Annotated in this window: 17 protein-coding genes and 1 riboswitch; of the genes, 11 read left to right on the top strand and 6 right to left on the bottom strand. The window is 74.4% G+C overall.

Going from position 1 to position 21,667, the window contains the following annotated elements; all coding sequences use genetic code 11:
- Nucleotides 1-4: 4 nt before the first annotated feature.
- Nucleotides 5-1,528 carry a PspC domain-containing protein gene (locus tag ACIQLL_RS00275; RefSeq protein WP_402461647.1) on the top strand — a complete coding sequence of 508 codons (1,524 nt, stop codon included), beginning with the start codon at nucleotides 5-7 and terminating at the stop codon, nucleotides 1,526-1,528.
- Nucleotides 1,525-1,971, top strand: a complete 447-nt coding sequence (locus ACIQLL_RS00280) for a hypothetical protein (RefSeq protein WP_402461650.1) — start codon at nucleotides 1,525-1,527, stop codon at nucleotides 1,969-1,971. The genes ACIQLL_RS00275 and ACIQLL_RS00280 overlap by 4 nt, the downstream gene beginning before the upstream one ends.
- Nucleotides 1,972-2,057: 86 nt before the next feature.
- Here ACIQLL_RS00280 and ACIQLL_RS00285 read toward each other — a convergent pair whose 3' ends face one another.
- The 3 genes from ACIQLL_RS00285 to thiE form a co-directional block, all read right to left on the bottom strand.
- A complete protein-coding gene (locus tag ACIQLL_RS00285; protein ID WP_402461653.1) occupies nucleotides 2,058-2,756 on the bottom strand; it encodes a hypothetical protein in 699 nt (232 codons plus the stop codon).
- 177 nt (nucleotides 2,757-2,933) lie between these two features.
- The gene (guaA, locus tag ACIQLL_RS00290) at nucleotides 2,934-4,538 is read right to left on the bottom strand and encodes a glutamine-hydrolyzing GMP synthase (RefSeq protein WP_402461656.1); all 1,605 of its coding nucleotides are present in this window, start codon (nucleotides 4,536-4,538) and stop codon (nucleotides 2,934-2,936) included.
- A 102-nt stretch (nucleotides 4,539-4,640) separates the two neighbouring features.
- Complete coding sequence (thiE, locus tag ACIQLL_RS00295; RefSeq protein ID WP_402461659.1) at nucleotides 4,641-5,288, bottom strand: thiamine phosphate synthase; 648 nt, start codon at nucleotides 5,286-5,288, stop codon at nucleotides 4,641-4,643.
- A 38-nt stretch (nucleotides 5,289-5,326) separates the two neighbouring features.
- Nucleotides 5,327-5,431: riboswitch (TPP riboswitch) on the top strand.
- Here thiE and thiO point away from each other — a divergent pair.
- The 3 genes from thiO to ACIQLL_RS00310 all read left to right on the top strand — a co-directional run bounded on the left by thiO (nucleotide 5,421) and on the right by ACIQLL_RS00310 (nucleotide 7,773).
- A complete protein-coding gene (gene thiO / locus ACIQLL_RS00300) occupies nucleotides 5,421-6,677 on the top strand; it encodes a glycine oxidase ThiO (protein WP_402461662.1) in 1,257 nt (418 codons plus the stop codon). Its footprint overlaps the riboswitch before it by 11 nt.
- Nucleotides 6,674-6,931 (top strand): sulfur carrier protein ThiS, encoded by a 258-nt coding sequence (thiS, locus tag ACIQLL_RS00305; protein WP_402461665.1) that lies wholly within the window; start codon nucleotides 6,674-6,676, stop codon nucleotides 6,929-6,931. The genes thiO and thiS overlap by 4 nt, the downstream gene beginning before the upstream one ends.
- Before the next feature lie 8 nt (nucleotides 6,932-6,939).
- A complete protein-coding gene (locus tag ACIQLL_RS00310) occupies nucleotides 6,940-7,773 on the top strand; it encodes a thiazole synthase (protein ID WP_402461668.1) in 834 nt (277 codons plus the stop codon).
- A gap of 44 nt (nucleotides 7,774-7,817) precedes the next feature.
- Here ACIQLL_RS00310 and ACIQLL_RS00315 read toward each other — a convergent pair whose 3' ends face one another.
- Together ACIQLL_RS00315 and ACIQLL_RS00320 are read right to left on the bottom strand one after the other, a co-directional pair.
- Nucleotides 7,818-9,107 carry a ThiF family adenylyltransferase gene (locus ACIQLL_RS00315; RefSeq protein ID WP_402464578.1) on the bottom strand — a complete coding sequence of 430 codons (1,290 nt, stop codon included), beginning with the start codon at nucleotides 9,105-9,107 and terminating at the stop codon, nucleotides 7,818-7,820.
- Nucleotides 9,108-9,124: 17 nt separating this feature from the next.
- Complete coding sequence (locus ACIQLL_RS00320; protein WP_402461671.1) at nucleotides 9,125-9,520, bottom strand: DUF3817 domain-containing protein; 396 nt, start codon at nucleotides 9,518-9,520, stop codon at nucleotides 9,125-9,127.
- A 65-nt stretch (nucleotides 9,521-9,585) separates the two neighbouring features.
- On the opposite strand from ACIQLL_RS00320, the gene ACIQLL_RS00325 reads away from it, so the two are divergent.
- From ACIQLL_RS00325 to ACIQLL_RS00335, 3 genes are all read left to right on the top strand, one after another.
- Nucleotides 9,586-11,412 (top strand): ABC transporter ATP-binding protein, encoded by a 1,827-nt coding sequence (locus ACIQLL_RS00325; protein WP_402461674.1) that lies wholly within the window; start codon nucleotides 9,586-9,588, stop codon nucleotides 11,410-11,412.
- Nucleotides 11,409-13,181, top strand: a complete 1,773-nt coding sequence (locus tag ACIQLL_RS00330; RefSeq protein WP_402461677.1) for an ABC transporter ATP-binding protein — start codon at nucleotides 11,409-11,411, stop codon at nucleotides 13,179-13,181. Before ACIQLL_RS00325 ends, ACIQLL_RS00330 begins: the two co-directional genes overlap by 4 nt.
- 311 nt (nucleotides 13,182-13,492) lie before the next feature.
- Entirely contained in the window at nucleotides 13,493-14,311 is an 819-nt protein-coding gene (locus ACIQLL_RS00335) for a hypothetical protein (protein ID WP_402461680.1), read from the top strand.
- A 109-nt stretch (nucleotides 14,312-14,420) separates the two neighbouring features.
- Here the strand turns inward: ACIQLL_RS00335 and ACIQLL_RS00340 are convergent, their stop codons facing one another.
- Entirely contained in the window at nucleotides 14,421-15,356 is a 936-nt protein-coding gene (locus ACIQLL_RS00340) for an SURF1 family protein (protein WP_402461683.1), read from the bottom strand.
- Between the two features lie 207 nt (nucleotides 15,357-15,563).
- On the opposite strand from ACIQLL_RS00340, the gene ACIQLL_RS00345 reads away from it, so the two are divergent.
- From ACIQLL_RS00345 to ACIQLL_RS00355, 3 genes are all read left to right on the top strand, one after another.
- A complete protein-coding gene (locus tag ACIQLL_RS00345; protein ID WP_402461686.1) occupies nucleotides 15,564-18,059 on the top strand; it encodes a phosphoketolase family protein in 2,496 nt (831 codons plus the stop codon).
- A 78-nt stretch (nucleotides 18,060-18,137) separates the two neighbouring features.
- Entirely contained in the window at nucleotides 18,138-20,303 is a 2,166-nt protein-coding gene (gene pta, locus ACIQLL_RS00350; RefSeq protein ID WP_449768902.1) for a phosphate acetyltransferase, read from the top strand.
- Nucleotides 20,300-21,571, top strand: coding sequence for an acetate/propionate family kinase (locus ACIQLL_RS00355; RefSeq protein WP_402461692.1), 1,272 nt, complete (start codon nucleotides 20,300-20,302; stop codon nucleotides 21,569-21,571). Before pta ends, ACIQLL_RS00355 begins: the two co-directional genes overlap by 4 nt.
- The last annotated feature ends 96 nt before the right edge of the window (nucleotides 21,572-21,667 follow it).

Here is a 21,667-nt window from a genome sequence, read left to right on the forward strand (position 1 = left end):
AGCCATGACCACGAACGACACTCCCCCGCCCGACGGGCCGGACGCCGCCGGGGACGGCGCCGCGAGCTCGGGCGCCCCCGCCGCCGGCGACGCCGGGCAGGCACCACCGCGCCGACCGGCCGGTGACGGCTTTTTCGACTCCGTGCGCCGCGCGGGCGTGGCCCGCTCCGAGGACCGCTGGGTCGGCGGCGTCGCCGCCGGTGTGGCCGAACGGTTCCGGCTCGACCCGCTGCTGGTGCGCGGGCTGCTCATCCTCAGCTTCTTCGTCACCGGCGCCGGGCTCGTGCTGTACGGCGTCGCCTGGGCGCTGCTGCCCGAACGCTCGGACGGACGCATCCACCTGCAGGAGGCGATCCGCGGCAGCTTCGACGTCGCGATCCTCGGCGCGGGCCTGGCGATCGTCCTGGGCATCGGCGCGGGTGGCGGGTTCTGGCCCTGGTGGGGCGGCCCCGCCGAGTGGGTGGCGACCCTGCTGTGGATCGCCTTCTGGGTCGCCGTGGTGTGGCTGATCGTCAAGCTGGTCCGGTCCCGCCGGGGACGGCCCGGTCCCGACGCCGGCGCGCCCTACGCCGGCGCGCCCGAACACCGGCCGGACGCGGCGCCGTCGAGCACGACGACGTCGGCGGCCGGGGGGTTCACCCCCGCGCCGCGCGTGCACTACGCCGCACCGGCCGCCGGACCGTATGCCGCGCCGTCGCCGGCCGGTGCGACGGCCCCCCTGCCGTCCGCCACGTCGCCGGCAGCGCCGACCGCGCCGTCGGGGCACGGCGCACCCTCGGCGCCTGCCGGTCCCCCGGTCCCCCCTCCGCCGCCGCCACCCCGGCGCACCGCAGGCGGCGGGACGGTCGGCGCCGTGCTCGGCCTGACGCTCCTGATCGGCGCGGGCCTGCTGGCCGCCGACGTCGCGCTCGGCATCACCTGGCCGCTGTGGCCGCTCTGGCTGGGCCTCACCGTCGCCGTGCTCGGCGCCGCGATCATCGTCACCGGCCTGCGAGGGCTGCGCGGGGGATGGCTCACGGCGCTGGCCGTCCTGGCCCTCGTCGGCACGGCCATCACCTGGCCGTTCGCCGACCGGCAGAGCGACTGGCCGTTCGACGACTGGGCCTGGGACGACGGCGCCCAGGTCACCACGATGTCCGGCACCGTCCTGAGCTCGGGGCAGGTGACCCCGCGGTCCACCGCCTCCGCCGAGGCCGGTGTCCGGGTCCAGTTCGGCGAGGCCCGGGTGGACCTCACCGAGCTCGACCTGACCGACGTCAGCCCGGGTGACCCCGTGGTCGTCCCGATCGACATGACGGCGGGGAGCACCGTCGTCACCGTCCCGGCGGACACGGCCGTGCAGGCCGACGTCGACGTCAGCGCCGGGACCTTCACCTGGGACGTCGGCGGCGAGTACCGCCGCGTGGACGGCTTCAGCGGGGGCCCCGCCACCTACCGCACCGACGAGGTCGACGAGGACGGCGGCGCCGTCCTGCTGCTCGACGTCGACACCCGCGCCGGACAGTTCGTGATCGAGGAGGACCGATGAGCACCGATCAGCACCGCCCCTGGGACGAGCCGGAGGCCGGAGGGTCACCGACCACCGCGTCGGCCGGGACCCCTGGTGAGACCGACACCGACGCCGTGCCGCCGACGCAGCCGCTGGTCGGCGCCTCCTCGGCCGCCACGCCCGCGTCGGCGACGGCGTCGACACCCGGGCCGGGCCCCGGCCCCGAGATCCCCGGCGCGGCCCCCGAGGGTGCGGCCCCCGAGGGTGCGCCGGTCCGGTCCGCGCCCCTGGTACGCACGGGGCCCCGCACCAGCACGATCGTGTGGGGGCTGATCGTCCTGGTCGTGGGTTCCGGGCTGCTGGCCCGCACCGCGGGGGCCACCATCGACACCGAGCTGGCGGCCATCCTGCTGCTCACGGTGGCCGGTGCCCTGCTCCTGGTGGGCTCCCTGGTCGGGGCCGCGCGCCGCCGGCGCTCCTGACCGCACCGAGAACCGGCACCGCCCGGCAGCCACCCCTCAGGGGTCGCTGCCGGGCGGTGCCGGTCCCGTCCGCGCAGGCGGGGACGTCAGGCGCGCGTCGTGCCGCCCGGCTCGTCGGTGTGGCGGGGCTCCGGGCCGGGGTTGGTGTCGTCGACAGGTCGCGTCGGCGTCGTCGGGCCGGCGGCCGGCCCGGGGTTCGTGTCCTCGTCCAGGCGGGTCGACGGCGTCGGGTCGACGGCGGTCCCCGAGCCGGTCCCGGCGGCCGGGGTCGCGTGGGGTTCGGCCGCGTGGGCCCCGGTCACCGGACGTCGCTCGGGCCCCGGGTTGGTCGTCGGGGCGGGCTCGCCCGGGGTGCGGGACAGGTCCCCGCCCGAGGAGTAGGCCGGGGTGTCGACCGCGACCGAAGGGCCTCCTGCCAGCCGTCTCAGGGCGGCGCCGATGAGGATGAACATCAGCCCGAGCCCGATCACCAGGGCGCACACCCCGAAGGCGACCACCGAGGTGAACAGCGACGCCCGCAGGAACGAGGCGTCCATGACGGTCTCGCGGGTCGGGTCCTCCTGGTCGAGCTCGGCGTAGGTCATGCCGTCGGCCATCTCGAGCGCGTGCTTGTCGATGACCTCGGCCTGGGCGTACGCCGTGAACGGCCCGGCGACCTCCTGGCCGGCGAACATGTTCGCGTCGTCCGAGACGACGATCTTCTCGTCCGCGAGCGTCTGGGACACCACGACCCAGACGACGATGCCGGCCACCACGAGGACGATGCCGGCGATGATGGAAAACATCCCGATCCCGCGAACTCCCTTGGCGGGTCGGACGGTGACTGTGCTCGACATGGCTGCGCCTCTCCTCGGTCACGCTGTCGGTGTGACGGTCCTCACGCTCAACGTAGCCGAATCCGGAAGAGTCGTCGCGGCGAAACCGCAGGTGGCGCCCGCACTTCGCCCCTCAGGGCGTGGGCGTCACTCCCACTCGATGGTCCCCGGGGGCTTGCTCGTCACGTCGAGCACCACCCGGTTGACCTCGCTCACCTCGTTCGTGATGCGGGTGGAGATCACCGACAGGACGTCGTAGGGCATGCGGGTCCAGTCCGCCGTCATGGCGTCCTCGCTGGAGACGGGGCGCAGCACGATCGGGTGGCCGTAGGTGCGGCCGTCACCCTGGACCCCCACCGAGCGCACGTCCGCCAGGAGCACGACCGGGCACTGCCAGATCTCGCCGTCCAGGCCGGCCCTGGTCAGCTCCGCACGAGCGATGGCGTCGGCGCGGCGCAGGATCTCCAGCCGCTCGCCCGTGACCTCGCCGATGATGCGGATGCCCAGACCCGGGCCCGGGAACGGCTGCCGGGCCACGATCGGCTCGGGCACCCCCAGCTCGCGGCCCACGGCCCGCACCTCGTCCTTGAACAGGGTGCGCAGCGGCTCGACGAGCTCGAACTGCAGGTCGTCGGGCAGCCCGCCGACGTTGTGGTGGGACTTGATGTTGGCCGCGCCCTCGCCGCCGCCGGACTCCACGACGTCGGGGTACAAGGTGCCCTGGACGAGGAACTTCACCTGCTCGCCGTGCTCGCCCGCGTCCGCGACGACGTCGCGCGCGGCGTCCTCGAACACCCGGATGAACTCACGGCCGATGATCTTGCGCTTGGTCTCGGGGTCGCTGTGCCCCTCGAGCGCGTCGAGGAACCGCTGACGCTCGTCCCGCACCACGAGGTGGACGCCGGTGGCGGCGACGAAGTCGCGCTCGACCTGCTCCACCTCGCCCTCGCGGAGCAGCCCGTGGTCCACGAACACGCACGTGAGCTGGTCCCCGACGGCCTGCTGCACCAGCGCGGCCGCCACCGAGGAGTCGACGCCGCCGGACAGCCCGCAGATCACCCGGGCGTCGCCCACCTGGGCGCGGATGGCGGCGACCTGGTCGGCGATGACGTTGCCCGGCGTCCAGTCGGGCGCCAGCCCGGCGCCCTCGTAGAGGAAGTGCTCGAGGATCGTCTGGCCGTGCGCCGAGTGCTTGACCTCGGGGTGCCACTGCACCCCGTACAGCCGGCGCCCCGTGTCCTCGAACGCCGCGACCGGGGACCCGGACGACGTCGCCAGCACCTCGAAGCCCTCGGGCGCGGCGTGCACGGAGTCGCCGTGGCTCATCCACGTGGTCTGGGTGACGGGCGTGTCGGCGAGCAGCACGCCGGCGGAGCAGACCTCGACCTCGGTACCGCCGTACTCGCGCGCACCGGTCTGGGCGACCGTGCCGCCCAGCGCCTGCGCCATCGCCTGGAACCCGTAGCAGATGCCCAGCACCGGGACACCGGCGTCGAACAGGGCCGGGTCCACGAAGGGCGCGCCGGTCGCGTACACCGACGACGGCCCCCCGGACAGGATGATGGCGGCCGGGTCGCGGGCGAGCATCTGCTCCGGCGTCCACGTGTGCGGGACGATCTCGGAGTAGACGTTGGCCTCGCGCACACGACGCGCGATGAGCTGGGCGTACTGGGCGCCGAAGTCCACGACGAGCACAGGGCGCGGGGTCGCGGCGGCTTCGGAGGTCTCGGGGGCGGTGGCGGGGGTCGTCACCGCACCAGGATAGAGGCCTGCCGGCGCGGTCCGGGCGCACGTCCGGCGCTCAGGACGTCGGCTCGGTCACCCTCGGTCCCTCGGCGCCCGCCGCTCGTGCGGTCAGCCGTCGAGCCGCTCGCGCAGCTCCCGCGCCGCGCGCTGCGGATCAGCGGCCTCCGTGATCGCGCGCACGACGACGACGCGCCGCGCACCCGCCGCCAGCACCGCGTCGAGCCGCTCGGCGTCGATCCCCCCGATCGCGAACCACGGGGTGGTCGGTGCGGTCCCCGCGACCTCGCGCAGCAGGTCGAGCCCGACGGCGGCGCGGCCCGGCTTGGTGGGCGTCGCCCACAGCGGTCCGACGCAGAAGTAGTCGACGTCGTCGTCCGCCTCCGCGGCGGCCGCCTGCGCCGCCGTGTGCGTGGACCGGCCGAGCGCAGGACCAGGTCCGAGCAGCGACCGGACGGCGGGCACCGGGAGGTCGCCCTGGCCCATGTGGACCGCGGGGGCGCCGGTCAGGGAGGCGACGTCCGCGCGGTCGTTGACCGCCCACAGCGCCCCGTGCTCGGCGGCGACCCGCGCCACGAGCCGCTGCAGCTCCAGCTCGCGGGCCACGTCGAGGGTCTTGTCGCGGAGCTGGACCACGTCGACGCCACCCGCCAGCGCTGCGTGCAGGAAGGACTCGAGGTCACCGCGGTCCTGCCGGGCGTCGGTGCACAGGTAGAGACGGGCGTCGGCCAGACGGGCACGTGCTGCGGCGGGGTTCATCACGGGAGAGTCTAGGGACGGCCACGATCCGAGTAGGCTGTCCGGAGCACGGGAGCCTCGCAGGGGGGCTGAGAGGGCGCCGCGCGCCGACCGTCCCACCTGATCTGGATCATGCCAGCGAAGGGAGCACCGGTGGACAGTGCCACCACCCCGCCCGAGGGCGTCCGCGACCTCGTCGTCGTGGGCGCCGGCATCATCGGCCTCGCGGTGGCCTGGCGCGCCCTCGAGGCCGGCCTGACCGTGACCGTGCTCGACCCCGACCCGGGGGACGGCTCCACGCACGCCGCCGCCGGGATGCTCGCGCCCGCCACCGAGGCGGAGTTCACCGAGCACGCCGCGCTGCGCCTGCACCTCGCCGGCGCCGAGCGCTGGCTCACCTTCGCCGCCGACCTCGAGGCGGCCACCGGCACCGGCGTCGGCCTGCGCGAGTCCGGGACGCTGACCCTCGCCTACGACGAGACCGACGCCGCGCTGCTGCGGCGCGTGCTCGCGCTGCACGTCACCCACCAGGTGGACTCCACGGAGGTGGCCGTCGCCGACGCGCGACGGCGTGAACCGTTGCTCGGCCCCCGGCTGGCCGCGGCCGCCTGGGTCGCCGGCGACCACGCCGTCGACCCGCGTGCCGCGCACGGCGCCCTGCTGCGCGCCGTCGCGGGTCACCCCGACGGCGTCGTCGTGCCCCGCACGGCCGTGCACCTCGAGCAGCGCGACGGTCGGGTCGTCGGCGCCGTGGACGACGCCGAGCACCGGCACCGGGCGGGCGCCACCGTCGTCGCGGCCGGCTGGGCCTCGGCCCCGCTGCTCGCCGGGGTGCCCGGCGTCACGGTCCCCGTCCGGCCGGTCAAGGGTCAGACCCTGCGGCTGCAGGCCGACCCGTCGCTCACCCCCGGGTACGTCCTGCGGGGCCTGGTGCAGGGGCGCCCGGTGTACGTCGTGCCCCGCGCCCCCGCGACCGACGGACCGTGGGCCGGGCACTGCGAGCTCGTGATCGGGGCGACGACCGAGGAGAACCCGGACGACCGCCGCGCCAGCGCGGGCGGGGTGTACGCCCTGCTGCGCGACGCCCGGGTGCTGATCCCCGCCGTCGACGAGGCCGCGCTCGTCGAGGTGACTCCCCGGGCACGCCCCGCCACGCCCGACAACCTGCCGCTGCTGGGCCCGACGCACGTCCCGGGCCTCCACCTGGCCACCGGCCACCACCGCAACGGCATCCTCCTGGCGCCGCTGACCGCCGACGTCGTCGTCGCCGGCGTGACGGGCTCGTGGTTCGGCGTCGACGACGCCGGGACCGACCCGGGCGCCACCCTCGCCGCCCTGCGAGCCACCGACCCGCGACGGTTCAGCCCGTCCGCCCACGACCCGCGCACCCCGGACGGAGCACCCGGATGACCACCACCGACCTGCCCGCCCCGCCGCCGACCACCGCACACGTCAACGGCGAGCCGTACGACCTGGGGGCCACGGGCGCCGTGGCGCTGACCGAACTCGTCGTGGCGCTCCTGCCCGGCCACGTGGCCGACGGCGTCCCGCGCGGCGTGGCCGCCGCCGTCGACGACGCCGTGGTCCCCCGTGGCGCGTGGGACGCCACCGTGGTCCGCGCCGGGGACCGCGTCGAGATCGTCACGGCCGTCCAGGGCGGCTGAGGAGGACCATGCCCACCGCGACCACCCCCGAGGCCCGCACCGCAGGGGCCGCCGACCCGCTCGTCGTGGCCGGGACCGAGATCGGCTCCCGGCTGGTCATGGGCACCGGCGGCGCCCACCACCTGCTCACGCTGTCCGACGCGCTCGTCGCCTCCGGCACCGCCCTGACGACCGTCGCGATGCGTCGCGTCGCACCGCGGGCCGGCGGGGAGGCCGCCCACGACGCCGGGATCTGGGGCCTGCTGGAACGGCTCGGCATCCGTGCCCTGCCCAACACCGCGGGCTGCTTCTCGGTGCGCGAGGCGGTGCTGACCGCGCAGCTCGCCCGCGAGGCGTGCGGCACGCACTGGGTCAAGCTCGAGGTGATCGCCGACGACGTCACGCTGCTGCCGGACCCGGTCGGACTCGTCGAGGCCGCCGACGAGCTCGTGCGCGACGGGTTCGTGGTGCTGCCCTACACCAACGACGACCCGATCCTGGCGCGCCGGCTCCAGGACGTCGGCTGCGCCGCGGTCATGCCCCTCGGCGCCCCCATCGGCTCCGGGCTGGGCATCCTCAACCCGCGCAACATCGCGGCCATCAGCGCCGAGGCCCGCGTGCCCGTGATCCTCGACGCCGGGATCGGCACCGCCTCCGACGCCGCGGAGGCGATGGAGCTCGGGTGCGACGGCGTCCTGCTGGCCACGGCCGTCACCCGGGCCGAGGACCCGGTACGGATGGCGACGGCGATGCGCCTCGCCGTCGAGTCGGGCCGGCTCGCGGCCGGTGCCGGGCGGATCCCGCGGCGCGAGGGGGCGCTCGCGAGCTCTCCGGACGAGGGGCGGCTCGACCTCTCGCTGTAGCCGGTCACGCCGCGCACCGCGGGAGTCCGGGGCGGCCGAGCCCCTCAGGCCTCCCGCAGCGCGCGCGCCCCGCCGACGACGGACCGCGCGTCGATCCCGGCGGCGCGTGCCACCTGCGCCACCCGCAGCGACCGGGGACCGGCGGCGCACACGAGCAGCACCGGCCGGTCGGTGGGCAGCCCGTTCAGCGCGGCTCGAGCGGCGGCGTCCGGGCCCTCCGGCGTCGTGCCGAGGAACGTCCCGCTCGGCGCCAGCCGGGCACCCTCCACGGGGGCCAGGCGGGACTCCCACTCCTCGCGCACGTCCACCAGCGCCGCAGGACGCTCACCCGTCAGCAGCTCGCGGGCCCGCGCGGGCGAGACCTCCGGGTCGGCGCGCCCGGCGTCCTGGACGGACGTCGCGGGAGCGGACGTCGCGGGAGCCAGACCGCAGAACGCGGCGTAGGCGTCGTCGCCCGGCAGCAGCGCGATGACGGGCTCGCGGGTCGGGTCCGGCCGCACGGTGAGCTCGCGCCAGTCGGGTGCGAGCGCGTCGTACACGGCGAGCCGGCCGAGCAGGGACTGCCCGACGCCGGTGATCAGCTTGACCGCCTCGGTCGCCATCACCGACCCGACCGTCCCGCACATCGCGCCGAGCACGCCCCCGGTGGCGCAGTCGGGCACCACGCCGGGCGGCGGCGGCACGGGGAAGACGTCGCGGTAGGTGACCCCGCGGCGCGTCACGGTCCCCGCGGCGCGGCCGGTGCCGTCGTCGGGCACCGTGCACCGCGGGGCGCCCCAGAACACGCTGACCTGCCCGTCGAACCGGTCGATCGAGCCCCACACCACCGGCAGCCCGAGCACCTCCGCGGCGTCGGAGACCAGGTAGCGCGTGGGGAAGTTGTCGGCGCCGTCCAGCACGACGTCGTAGCCGCCCAGCACCTCCAGGACGGTGTCCGGGGTGAGGCGCACCGGGTGCTCGACCACCTCGACGTGCGGGTTGACCTCCGCGACCGTGGCACGCGCCGAGGCCACCTTGGGCCGCCCGAGGTCGGCCTGCCCGTGGGCCACCTGGCGCTGCAGGTTGGTGACGTCCACGACGTCGTCGTCGACGATGCCGAGCGTGCCCACCCCGGCAGCCGCCAGGTACAGCAGCGCGGGGCTGCCCAGGCCGCCCGCTCCGACCACGAGCACCCGCGCGGCGGCGAGGCGGCGCTGACCGTCCGGACCCAGTCCTGGCAGGGCCAGGTGGCGGGCGTACCGGGCCACCTCGGCGTCGGACAGCTCACGGTCCGGCGCGACGAGCGGTGCGAGCACCTCGCCCGCCCCGGTCCCCGCCGCTGCCGGAGCGCCCATCACGCCGCCGCGCACCGTCACGCCCCGTACTTCAGCGCGAGCGCCGCGAGCTTGGCGTCGGCGTCGGCGTGCACACGCTTCTCGAGGACGAAGGACATGACCGGGACGACGCCGGCGAACACCATCGTGGCCAGCCGCCCGAAGCCCCAGCGCATCTTGGCCCACAGGTCCAGCACGGTGACGAGGTAGACGACGTAGATCCACCCGTGCGCGAAGGGCACCCAGAACGCGTAGTCGATGACCGCCTGCACCGGGACGACGTACTTGAAGAACAGCTCGACGCACAGGATCAGCAGCATCACACCGGTGACGATCGCGAGCACCCGGTACCGGGTCAGCGCGCCGCGGGCCTTGCGGATGGCGGTGGCCGCCTGCTCGGTGGTGGCGGTCGGGGAGTTCTGCTCGGTGCTCACGCCACCCAGGATAGGCGCGGAAAATCCGGTGCCCGACGTCGGTGGCTCGACCTACGCTGACGACCGTGCGCCCCCTCCCCCTGCCCGACCCGGGCACCCCTCCGCGATCGTCCGCGACGCGCCTGCTCACCTGGCAGGCGTGGCGGCAGCGCGACGTCCTGACCAGGTCGCTCGCGGCCGGCATCGTGTCGCTGCTGGGGTCCGCCGCGGCCCCGCTGCTGCTCGGCGAGGCGGTCGACGCCGGTCTGGCCGCCGGGTTCGGCAGCGAGCTGCTGGTCTGGTGCGGGTGGATGCTCGTGGCCGCCGCGACCATCGTCGTCTCGGGTGTCTTCAGTCACACCTACGACGTCGAGAACTGGGTGCGTGCCGCCCTCGGCTTCACCGAGCTCGTCGGGGACAAGGCCTCGCGCGCCGGGCACGCCGTGACCCGGCGCCTGCCCACCGGGGAGGTCGTGGCCGCCGTCGCCAACGACGCCCTGCGCGTGGGCGACATGTTCGCCATGGCCGGGCGGTTCACCGGCGGCGTCGTGGCCTACCTCGTGGTCGCCGCGTACATGCTCACCCAGGACCTGCTGCTCGGGCTGGTGCTGACGCTCGGCATCCCGGTGGTCGCCGCGGTGCTCGCGCTGCTGGTGCGTCCTCTGCAGCGCCGTCAGCAGACCCACCGCGAGGCCACCGGCCGGCTCACCGCGCTCGGCGCCGACACCGTCTCCGGCCTGCGCATCCTGCGCGGCATCGGCGGCGAGGAGGTCTTCGCCGGGCGGTACGCGCAGCAGTCGCAGGACGTGCGCCACCGCGGCGTCCGGGTCGCCGCCGTGCAGTCCGTGCTCGACGGCCTGCAGGTGCTCCTGCCGGGCCTGCTCACCGCGCTCGTGCTCTGGCTCGGCGCCCGCGCCGTCGTGCGCGGCGACCTCACCAGCGGCCAGCTCGTCACGTTCTACGGCTATGCCGCCTTCCTGGCCTGGCCGGTGCAGATGGCCACGCAGATGCTGCAGATGACGACGAACGCCGTGGTCTCGGCCCGCAAGATCCTCGGTGTCCTGCGGGTCACCGAGGCGACGCCGCAGGCCGCCGCGCCCGCGGACGCCCCGCCGTCGGGCAGCGACCTGGTCGACCACGCCTCCGGGCTCATCCTGAGGCCGGGCCGCGTCGTCGCGCTCGTGTGCGCCGACCCGGACGTCTCGGCACGGCTGGCCACCCGGCTGGGCCGGATCGACGACGACGTGGAGGCCGGCACCCCGGTGACCCTCGGCGGCGTGCGCCTGGCCGACCTCGACAAGGCCGCGCTGCGGCACCGCGTCGTGGTCTCCGAGGCGACGCCGCACCTGTTCTCCGGCGTGCTCGGCGAGGCCCTGGACGCCCGCGGCCGCGCCGGCGAGGCCGAGCTCCTGGCCGCGATGCTGACCGCGGACGCCCACGACGTCCTCGACTCCGTGCCCGGCGGGCTGCACGGCGAGCTCCCCGAGCAGGGGCGGTCGTTGTCCGGCGGCCAGCGGCAGCGGGTCGCGCTGGCCCGGGCCCTGCTCACCGACCCCGAGATCCTCGTGCTCGTGGAGCCCACCAGCGCCGTGGACGCGCACACCGAGGCGCGCATCGCGGAACGGGTCGCCGAGGCCCGCCGCGGCCGCACCACCCTGATCGTCACCGCGAGCCCGCTCGTGCTCGACCACGTCGACGAGGTCACGCTGCTGGACACCGCCGGCCGCGTGGTGACCACCGGCACGCACGCCGGGCTGCTGGCCCGCCGCGACGACGACGGCGCCCGCTACCGCGCCGTCGTCGGGCGCAGCATGGCCGAGCCGGACGTCACCGACCCCACCGCCCCCGTCGGCACGCCCCCGCACCGCCGGACCGACGAGGCCGGCACGACCCTGGAAGGAGCCGCGCGATGAGCGCCCCCACCGCACCGCCGTCGCCGACGGACCCGAACCGGCTCCCGATCGCCGACCGGACCGAGGTCAAGCGCACCGTCGGGCGGCTCTTCCGCCGCCACCGGGGCCGACTCACCGGCGTCGCCGTCCTGCACACCCTGGCGGCCGTCGCCGGGCTCGCCGGGCCGTTCCTGCTGGGTCGGTTCATCGACGAGGTCACCGCCGGGACCACGCTGACCACCGTGAACCGGCTGGCCCTGCTGCTGGTGGGTGCCGTCGTCGTGCAGGCCGTCGTGACCCGGTACGCGCAGCGGCTGTCGATGGTCTTCGGCGAGGGCGTGTTCGCCGAGCTCCGCGAGGAGTTCATGGACACCGCCACCCGACTGCCGCTGTCGGTCGTGGAGAAGGCCGGGACCGGCGACCTCGTGGCGCGCACCACCAACGACGTCAACAAGCTGCAGCACGCCGTGCGCTTCGGCGTCCCGCGCGTGCTGGTCTGCGTCGTGACCATCTCGCTCACCCTCGTGGCGTCCTTCCTCACCGACCCCCTCGTCGCGCTCGGGCTGCTGGTGGGTGTGCCGATCATCGCGATCGCCACCCGCTGGTACCTGCGACGGGCCACGCCGGGCTACCTGCGCGAGTCCGCCGCGTACGCGGCCGTCAACGGCACCATCACCGAGGCCGTCGAGGGGGCCCGCACCACGGACACGCTGTGGCTCGGCTCCACGATCCGGCGGCGGCTGCGCCGGGACATCGCCGAGGCGTTCGACGCCGAGAGCTACACCCTCGGGCTGCGGCTGCGCCTCATCCCCGCCCTCGACACGGCGGTGGCGATCGCGCCGATCGCCGCGATCGTCTGGGGTGGCTGGCTGGCGTCCCAGGGCGCGACGACGGTGGGTGCCGTGGCGACCGTCGCCCTGTACGCGCACCAGATGGGCGGGCCGGTGTTCGACCTCGTGTTCTGGCTCGACGAGCTGCAGGTGGCCGCCGTGGCGCTCGCCCGCGTCGTCGGCGTCGGGCTCGTGGGGCCGGACCGCACCGCCTCCGGTGCGGTGCCGACGTCGGACGAGGTGCGCGCCCACGAGGTCCGGTACGCCTACCGGGAGGGTCACGACGTCCTGCACGGGGTGTCGCTGGACCTGCGGCCCGGCGAGCGGCTCGCCGTCGTCGGGCCCTCCGGGGCGGGCAAGTCCACGCTGGGGCGCATGCTCGCCGGCATCCACCCGCCCACCGGCGGCGCGGTGACGGTCGGCGGCGTACCGCTGGTCGACCTGCCGCTGGAGGACCTGCGCGGGCACGTCGCGCTGGTCACCCAGGAGCACCACGTGTTCGTGGGCACGCTGGCCGAGAACCTCCTGCTGGCCGACACCTCGGCCTCGGAGGCGGCGTTGTGGGACGCGCTGGAGGCGGTGGACGCCCGCGGGTGGGCCGCGGCGCTGCCCTCGGGGCTGGCCACCGAGGTCGGCTCGGGCGGGCACCCGCTCTCCCCCGCACAGGCGCAGCAGGTGGCCCTGGCGCGGCTCGTGCTCCTCGACCCGCACACCCTGGTGCTGGACGAGGCGACGTCCCTGCTCGACCCGCGGGCCGCGCGGCACCTGGAACGGTCGCTCAACGCGGTGCTCACCGGGCGGACGGTCGTCGCGATCGCGCACCGGCTGCACACCGCGCACGACGCGGACCGCGTGGCCGTCGTCGACGGCGGGCGGATCAGCGAGATCGGACCGCACGAGGAGCTGGTGGCGGCCGGCGGGGAGTATGCCCGGCTGTGGCACAGCTGGCAGCACGAGTAGCCCTCCCCCCTTACCGCGAGATCGACGCACCCGTACCGAGATCGACGGACGGTACGTCGATCTCGGTACGGGTACGTCGATCTCGCGGGTGGTTGTCCACAGATCCGTCGAGGGGTCCCCGTTCACCGCGCCCGCCTGCCACGGTCGTCCCCGTGATCACGACTTCCGCAGAACCACCCGCACGCCGGAGCTCGGGCCGTCCGGGAGACCGCCGGGGCCTGGTCCCGGCGACGGTCCCTGCCTCGACGCGGTTCAGTGAACGACGACGCGCGGCGATCCGACGCCGGTCCCGGGAAGGGACGCTGGAACGGGTGCGCAAGGGTGTCTACCTCCCGCCGGTCCAGGAAGACGGCATCGCCGCCCGACACCGCGCGGAGACACTGCGCCAGATCCGCGCGGTCGACGTCCGGCTCGACGTCGACCACTGGTTCTCCCACACGAGCGCCGCGGTGCTGCACGGCTGCTGGACGTGGCGGCTGACCGACGTCGTCCACCTGACCCAGCTTCGGCCTCCGAACCTGGAGCAGTCACGGGACCGGATGCTGCGGCGCCACTGGACCGATCTCCCGGTACGCGACCGCACCGAGGTGTCCGGGGTGCCCGTGACGACCCTGGAACGCACCGTCGTCGACTGCGCGCGGATCCTGCGACCGGCCCAGGGCCTGGTCGTCGCCGACTCGGCGCTCCGCGGCGGCGCCGACCCTGCGCTGATCGACGAGATCCTGCGCGAATGTGCCGGCAGGCGGGGCGTCGTGCGAGCGCGGGAGGTCCTCGGCCTGTCCGACGTCCGCGCGGAGTCGCCCGGCGAGTCGATCCTGCGGTGGATCGTCCACGACGAGGGGCTCCCGGCTCCCCGGCCTGGGCTCGACGTCGACACGGAGCGAGGGACGTTCTGGGTCGATCTGGCGTGGCCGGAATGGAAGGTCGCCGTCGAGTTCGACGGCGCGGTGAAGTACTCGGGCGGCGCCTACGGCGACCCGTCGGCACGAGTGGTGGCGGAGAAGGCCCGCCAGGACGCCCTGGAGGAGGCGGGGTGGATCGTCATTCGCGTCGTGTGGCGGGACCTCGATGACGCTGCCGGTACGGCCGGCCGGATCCGGCGCGCCCTGTGGAGCCGGGCGCGCCCGTGATGCAGCGTTACCGAGCCCCAGGCCGCAGTCGAGATCGACGTACCCGTATCGAGATCGACGGACGGTACGTCGATCTCGGTACGGGTACGTCGATCTCGCGGGAAGGGGGTCAGGGGGAGGGCAGACCCGCGATGCCGGAGCCGATGGGATCGTCGTCGCGACCGGCGCGGTGTCCCCGGCCGCCACCGCGGTCGCGGCGCCGGGAGGTGCGGCGCCCGCCGGCCATCTCGTCGCGCACCAGGCGGACCCACAGAGCCACCGCGAACAGACCGAACACCCACCACTGCAGCGCGTAGAAGAAGTTCTGCAGGTCGACGGACGTGCCGCCGTCCAGCACCGGCCGCGGCAGCAGCGCGGGGCCGCCCTCCTCCGCCGGCACCGGGGCCGGGTCCGACGACGTCAGCACGGCGTAGGCGGTGTAGATCGGCCCGTCCCAGGTGTTCGCCAGCGCGCTCGAGGCGATGTCCTGCGTGAGCGGCGGCCCGCCCGGGTTCGGCGGGACCTCACCGGTCCGGGAGGTGGACTCGGACGCCTGCAGCCATCCGTGCACCTGCACCTCGCCCGCGGGAACGGCGAGCGCCTCCGCCCCCGGCGTGGCGGAGTCGACCCAGCCGCGCACCACCGGCAGCACCGGCGCACCGGACAGCGACGCCCACGACGCCCCGTGGGTGCCGTCCTCGGACACGCGCAGGGGGGTGAGCACCAGATAGCCCTCGACGCCGTCCAGGGACCGTCCGGCCACGAGCAGCTGGCCGTCGGGCTCGTACGTCCCGGTCACCGCCACCTCGTGGCCGACGAGCTCACCGGGGAACGGCGACTGCGGGGCCAGCACCTCGCCGAGCTCGACGGGCGCGGCCGCCGCGGCCTCGGCCGCCTCCTGCTCGGCGGCCAGGTTCGCCCGCTCGTAGGCGCGGTCGATCTGCCACACCCCGAGCCGTCCGCAGACGGCGGCGGCGAGCAGCAGCAGGAACAGGATCGCGAGCATGCGGGGCTGCCGCGCCACCGCCCAGAACGAGCGGCGGACGGGCGGGCGGGCGTCGGGCACGGCACCACGGTAGACGGCGCACGGCCCCGGACCGGCATCGCGGGCACGAGATCCTCGCCTCACCGTCCCCGGTCCCCGGCGCACAGCGTCCGACCGACGCCGGGTTCGGGCTGCGCACCCTGTCGCTCTGCGGTGGAATGAGGGCGCGGCGTCCGACGACCGGACGGCGCGAACCGGCAGCCAGACCCCGAGCCGTAGGAGCGTGCGATGAGCACCGTGTCCGTCCCGTCCGTCGACTCCTCGCCGTGGCGTGCCACCGGCGTGGCCGAGCTCTCCGACACCGACGTCGAACGCCTCGACCAGTGGTGGCGAGCCGCCAACTACCTGTCGATCGGGCAGATCTACCTGCTGGACAACCCGCTGCTGCGGCGCACGCTGGAACGGGACGACGTCAAGCCCCGGCTGCTCGGCCACTGGGGCACCACGCCCGGGCTCAACTTCCTGTACGCCCACCTGAACCGGGCGATCCGCGAACGGGAGCAGTCCACCATCTACGTGGCCGGTCCCGGCCACGGCGGCCCCGGACTGGTGGCCAACACCTACCTCGAGGGCACCTACTCGGAGATCTACACCGACATCACCACCGACGACGAGGGCATGCGCCGGCTGTTCCGGCAGTTCTCGTTCCCGGGCGGCATCCCGAGCCACGTGGCGCCGGAGACGCCCGGGTCGATCCACGAGGGCGGCGAGCTCGGCTACGCGCTGTCCCACGCCTACGGCGCGGCGTTCGACAACCCGAACCTGCTGGTGGCGGCGGTCGTGGGCGACGGCGAGGCGGAGACGGGCCCGCTGGCCACGAGCTGGCACTCGAACAAGTTCGTCAACCCCCGCACCGACGGCGTGGTGCTGCCGATCCTGCACCTCAACGGCTACAAGATCGCCAACCCGACGGTGCTGAGCCGCATCAGCGACGACGAGCTGCGCGACCTGATGATCGGCTACGGCCACACGCCGTACTTCTTCACCGGCGGGTTCGACGGCGAGGACCACGCGGCGGTGCACCGCCGGTTCGCGAAGCTGCTGGACGAGGTGCTGGAGCACATCGCCCGGATCAAGGCGGAGGCCCAGGGCTCGTCCGACGGGGGCGACGACGAGCGGCCCGCGTGGCCGATGATCGTCTTCCGCACGCCGAAGGGCTGGACCTGCCCGCCCGAGATCGACGGGCACAAGACCGAGGACTCCTGGCGCGCCCACCAGGTGCCGCTGGCCAGCGCCCGGGACACGCCGGAGCACCTGGAGGTGCTGCGCGGCTGGATGGAGTCCTACCGGCCGCACGAGCTGTTCGACGACGCCGGCGCGTTGCACCCCGAGATCGCCGCCCAGGCGCCGTCGGGCGACCTGCGCATGAGCGCGAACCCGCACGCGAACGGTGGGCTGCTGCTGAAGGACCTGCGGATGCCCGACTTTCGGGACTTCGCCGTCGACGTGCCCGAACCGGGGGCCGCCGTCGCGGAGTCCACGCGGGTGCTGGGGACGTGGCTGACCGAGATCATCCGCCGCAACCCGGACAGCTTCCGGATCTTCGGACCCGACGAGACGGCGTCGAACCGTCTGCAGGCCGTCTACGAGGTGACCGACAAGCAGTGGAACGCTGAGTTCTACGGGCCCGACGTCGACGAGCACCTCGCCCGCGCCGGCCGCGTCATGGAGATGCTGAGCGAGCACCAGTGCCAGGGGTGGCTGGAGGGCTACCTGCTCACCGGGCGGCACGGGCTGTTCACCAGCTACGAGGCGTTCATCCACATCGTCGACTCGATGTTCAACCAGCACGCCAAGTGGCTCAAGGTCACGAACCACATCCCGTGGCGGCGCCCGATCGCGAGCCTCAACTACCTGCTCTCGAGCCACGTGTGGCGTCAGGACCACAACGGGTTCAGCCACCAGGACCCGGGATTCATCGACCACGTGGTGAACAAGAAGGCCGAGATCGTGCGGGTCTACCTGCCGCCGGACGCCAACACGCTGCTGAGCACCTACGACCACTGCCTGCGCAGCCGCCAGTACGTCAACGTCGTGGTGGCCGGCAAGCAGCCCGCCCCGCAGTTCCTGTCGATGGACGAGGCCATCGCGCACTGCACGCGGGGACTGGGCATCTGGGAGTGGGCCGGGACGGAGGTTCCCGGCGAGGACCCCGACGTCGTCCTCGGCTGCGCGGGCGACGTCCCGACCCTCGAGGTCCTGGCCGCCGCGGACATCCTGCGCAACGAGCTGCCCGACCTCAAGGTCCGCGTGGTCAACGTGGTCGACCTCATGCGCCTGCAGGACGAGCACGAGCACCCGCACGGGCTGTCCGACAAGGACTTCGACGGCCTGTTCACGCCGGACAAGCCCGTGATCTTCAACTACCACGGCTATCCGTGGCTGATCCACCGGCTCACCTACCGGCGCAACAACCACCCCAACATCCACGTGCGCGGGTACAAGGAGGAGGGCACCACCACGACGCCCTTCGACATGGCGATGCTCAACGACATCGACCGGTACCACCTGGTGCTCGACGTCGTCGACCGGGTGCCGGGGCTCGGTTCCAAGGTCGCCGGGTTCCGCCAGCGGATGGTGGACCAGCGGCTGGCGGCGCGCCAGTACACCCGCTCCCACGGTGAGGACATCCCCGAGGTGCGCGACTGGGTGTGGCCGGGAGCGCGCGAGGTCGTGGGTGAGAGCGTGGCAGGACTCGGGGACACCGGGGGTGACAACGAGTAGCCCGTGAGGTCGCCGTCCCGACCAGCGGTGCGGGCGTGACGAACCCGACGCCGCCGACCCGGTGCGTCGTCCGTCCCGATGCGGTGGAATGGGTGTGACCACCCGCCGGCACGGACGAACAGGCAGGCAGTGAGCACTCGCAGCATCTACATCGCGTCCCCCGAGGGGGACACCGGCAAGTCGACCGTGGCGCTGGGGGTGCTCGATCTCCTGGTCCGCCAGGTCCGCCGTGTCGGCGTGTTCCGCGCGGTCTCCCGGGTCCCGGAACGTCCTGCGGCCGACGGCGGAGCGGGCGTCCGCGACCACGTGCTGGAGCTGATGCTCGCTCACGACGGCGTCGACCTCGACTACACCGACGCCGTCGGGGTCACCTACGACGAGGTGCACGCCGACCCGGACGCCGCGCTCTCGCGCATCGTGGACCGCTACCACCGGGTGGCGGCGCGGTGCGACGCCGTCGTCGTGCTGGGCACCGACTACACGGACGTCTCCGGCGCCACCGAGCTGGCGTTCAACGCCCGCGTGGCCGCGAACCTCGACTCCCCCGTGCTGCTGGTGGTCTCCGGCCGCGACCGCGGCGTCGAGGACGTCACCACGTTGACGCGCCTCAGCCTGGCCGAGCTGCGTGCCAACCACGCCCAACCGCTCGGCGTCGTCGTCAACCGGGCCGAGGGCGTCGTGCGTGACGCCGACGCCCGCACACGGGCGACGTTCACCGGGGACGACCTGCCCACCTGGGTGATCGGCGAGGAGCCGTTCCTCGGCGCGCCCACCGTCGCCCAGCTCGCCGACGCCGTGGACGGCACGCTCCTGCTCGGCGACCGCGACCTGATGTCCCGCGAGGCGCTCGACGTGATCGTCGGGGCGATGACGTTCGAGCACCTGCTCGGTCACCTGACGGACGGCGCCGTCGTGATCACCCCCGGCGACCGCACCGACGTCGTGCTCGGGATGCTGGCCGTGCAGGCCGCCGACAGGTTCCCGTCCCTGGCCGGGATCATCCTCACCGGCGGTCTGCGCCCCTCCGGCCGGTCCGGCCAGCTCGCCGCGGCGTTGCAGCCGCACGTCCCGATCATCGCCACGGCGAAGGACACCTACGAGGTCGCCCGCGCCGCGTCGCGCACGCGTGGCGCCATGACCACCGACGCCCAGCGCAAGCACGACGTCGCCCGCGCCATGTTCGAGCAGAGCGTGGACGGCGACGCGCTGCTGGCCCGGCTCGCCGTCGAGCGCACGCCCGTGGTGACACCGCTGATGTTCGAGCACGAGCTGGTCGAACGGGCCCGCGGCGACCGCCGGCGCGTGGTGCTGCCCGAGGGCGACGACGACCGCATCCTGCGCGCCGCGTCCACGGTGCTGGCGCGCGGTATCGCCGACCTGGTGATCCTCGGCGACGAGACGGCGATCCGCCGCCGCGCGACCGAGCTCGGCCTCGACATCTCGGCCGCGACGGTGCTCTCCCCCACCGACCCGGAGCACGTCGAGCGGTTCGCCGCCGAGTACGCCCGGCTGCGGGCGCACAAGGGCATGACGGTCGAGCGGGCCCGCGAGATCGTCACCGACGTGTCGTACTTCGGCACGATGATGGCGCACCTCGGGCTGGCCGACGGCATGGTGTCCGGCGCCGCGCACACCACGGCGCACACGATCCGGCCGTCGTTCGAGATCATCAAGACCCGACCCGGGGTGTCCGTCGTCTCCTCGGTGTTCCTCATGTGCCTGCCGGACCGGGTGCTGGTCTACGGCGACTGCGCCGTCAACCCGGACCCGACGGCGGAGCAGCTCGCCGACATCGCGGCGTCCTCGGCGGCCACCGCCGACCAGTTCGGCGTCACCCCCCAGGTCGCGATGCTGTCCTACTCGACCGGCGCGTCCGGGTCGGGCGCCGACGTCGACAAGGTCCGCACCGCGACCGACCTGGTCCGCGAGCGCCACCCCGACCTGTCGGTGGAGGGCCCGATCCAGTACGACGCCGCGGTGGACGCCTCCGTGGCGGCCTCGAAGCTGCCGGACTCGGCGGTGGCGGGACGGGCGAGCGTCTTCATCTTCCCGGACCTCAACACGGGCAACAACACCTACAAGGCGGTCCAGCGCTCGGCCGGTGCGGTCGCCGTCGGGCCGGTGCTGCAGGGCCTGAACAAGCCGGTCAACGACCTGTCCCGCGGTGCCCTGGTGGCCGACATCGTCAACACGGTGGCGATCACCGCGATCCAGGCGCAGACGACGAACGGAGAGCCCGCATGAGCATCGTCCCCGAGTCCGAGCGACCGAACCTGTACAGCGCCTACGGCGCGCACGGGTCGGTGCTGGTGCTGAACTCGGGCTCGTCGTCGCTGAAGTACCAGCTCGTCAACCCGGTGGGCGGCGAGGCGATCGCGGCGGGGACGGTCGAGCGGATCGGCGAGCCCACCGGCGTGGTCACCCACACGTTCGCCGGCAACCGCACGCACCGCGAGCTGGAGGTGCCCGACCACGGGGAGGCGCTGCGCCTGGCGCTCGGCCTGTTCGACGAGGTCGGGCCCCGCCTGGCGGACGCGGGGATCTACGCCGTCGGGCACCGCGTGGTGCACGGTGGCGCCGAGTTCTCCGGGCCGGTGGTGGTCGACGACGCGATCATCGACCGCATCGAGGCGCTGGTGCCGCTGGCGCCCCTGCACAACCCGGCGAACGTGCAGGGCATCCGGGTGGCCCGTGAGCTGCTCGACGACGTCCCGCACGTGGCGGTGTTCGACACCGCGTTCTTCCAGGCGCTGCCCGCCGAGGCGTACACGTACGCGATCGACCGGGACGTGGCGCGCGAGCACGGGGTGCGTCGCTACGGGTTCCACGGCACCAGCCACCAGTACGTGGCCGGCAAGGTCGCGCGCGTGCTGGGCCGCCGGGTGCAGGACCTCAACACGATCGTGCTGCACCTGGGCAACGGGGCCTCGGCCTCCGCGGTGCGCGGCGGCGTCCCGATCGACACGTCGATGGGACTGACGCCGCTCGAGGGTCTGGTCATGGGCACCCGGTCGGGCGACGTCGACCCGGCGGTCGTGTTCCACCTGGCCCGCAACGCCGGGATGGGCGTGGACGAGCTGGACACGCTGCTGAACAAGCGCTCGGGGGTGCTGGGCCTCTCGGGCGTCAACGACTTCCGCGAGCTGCGTCGCCTCATCGACGACGGCGACGAGGACGCCGCGCTGGCGTTCGACGTGTACATCCACCGGCTGCGCAAGTACGTCGGTGCGTACGCGGCGCTGCTGGGGCGGGTGGACGTCATCGCGTTCACCGCGGGCGTCGGGGAGAACGACGTCGCGGTCCGGGCGGCGGTCTGCGCGGACCTGGAGGGCCTGGGCATCGCGGTGGACGACGACCGCAACGCCGCTCGTGGCGGTGAACGGATCATCTCCCCCGACTGGGCCAGGACCCTGGTCATGGTGGTCCCGACCCAGGAGGAGCTGGCCATCGCCCGTCAGTGCGTGGAGGCCGTCGACGGCCTGCACCCGCCGCGGGCGGTCACCGCCGGCTGAGCCGCAGCAGCGCAGGCTCAGGCGACTCCTTCGGTCGCCCGAGCCTGCGCTTCCGCTCCACGCGCGCGCCTCGTTCCTCGGCCCCCACGCTCCGCT

It is taken from the genome of Isoptericola aurantiacus (assembly GCF_044769875.1).
In the GTDB taxonomy this organism is placed as follows: Bacteria; Actinomycetota; Actinomycetes; order Actinomycetales; family Cellulomonadaceae; genus Isoptericola; species Isoptericola aurantiacus.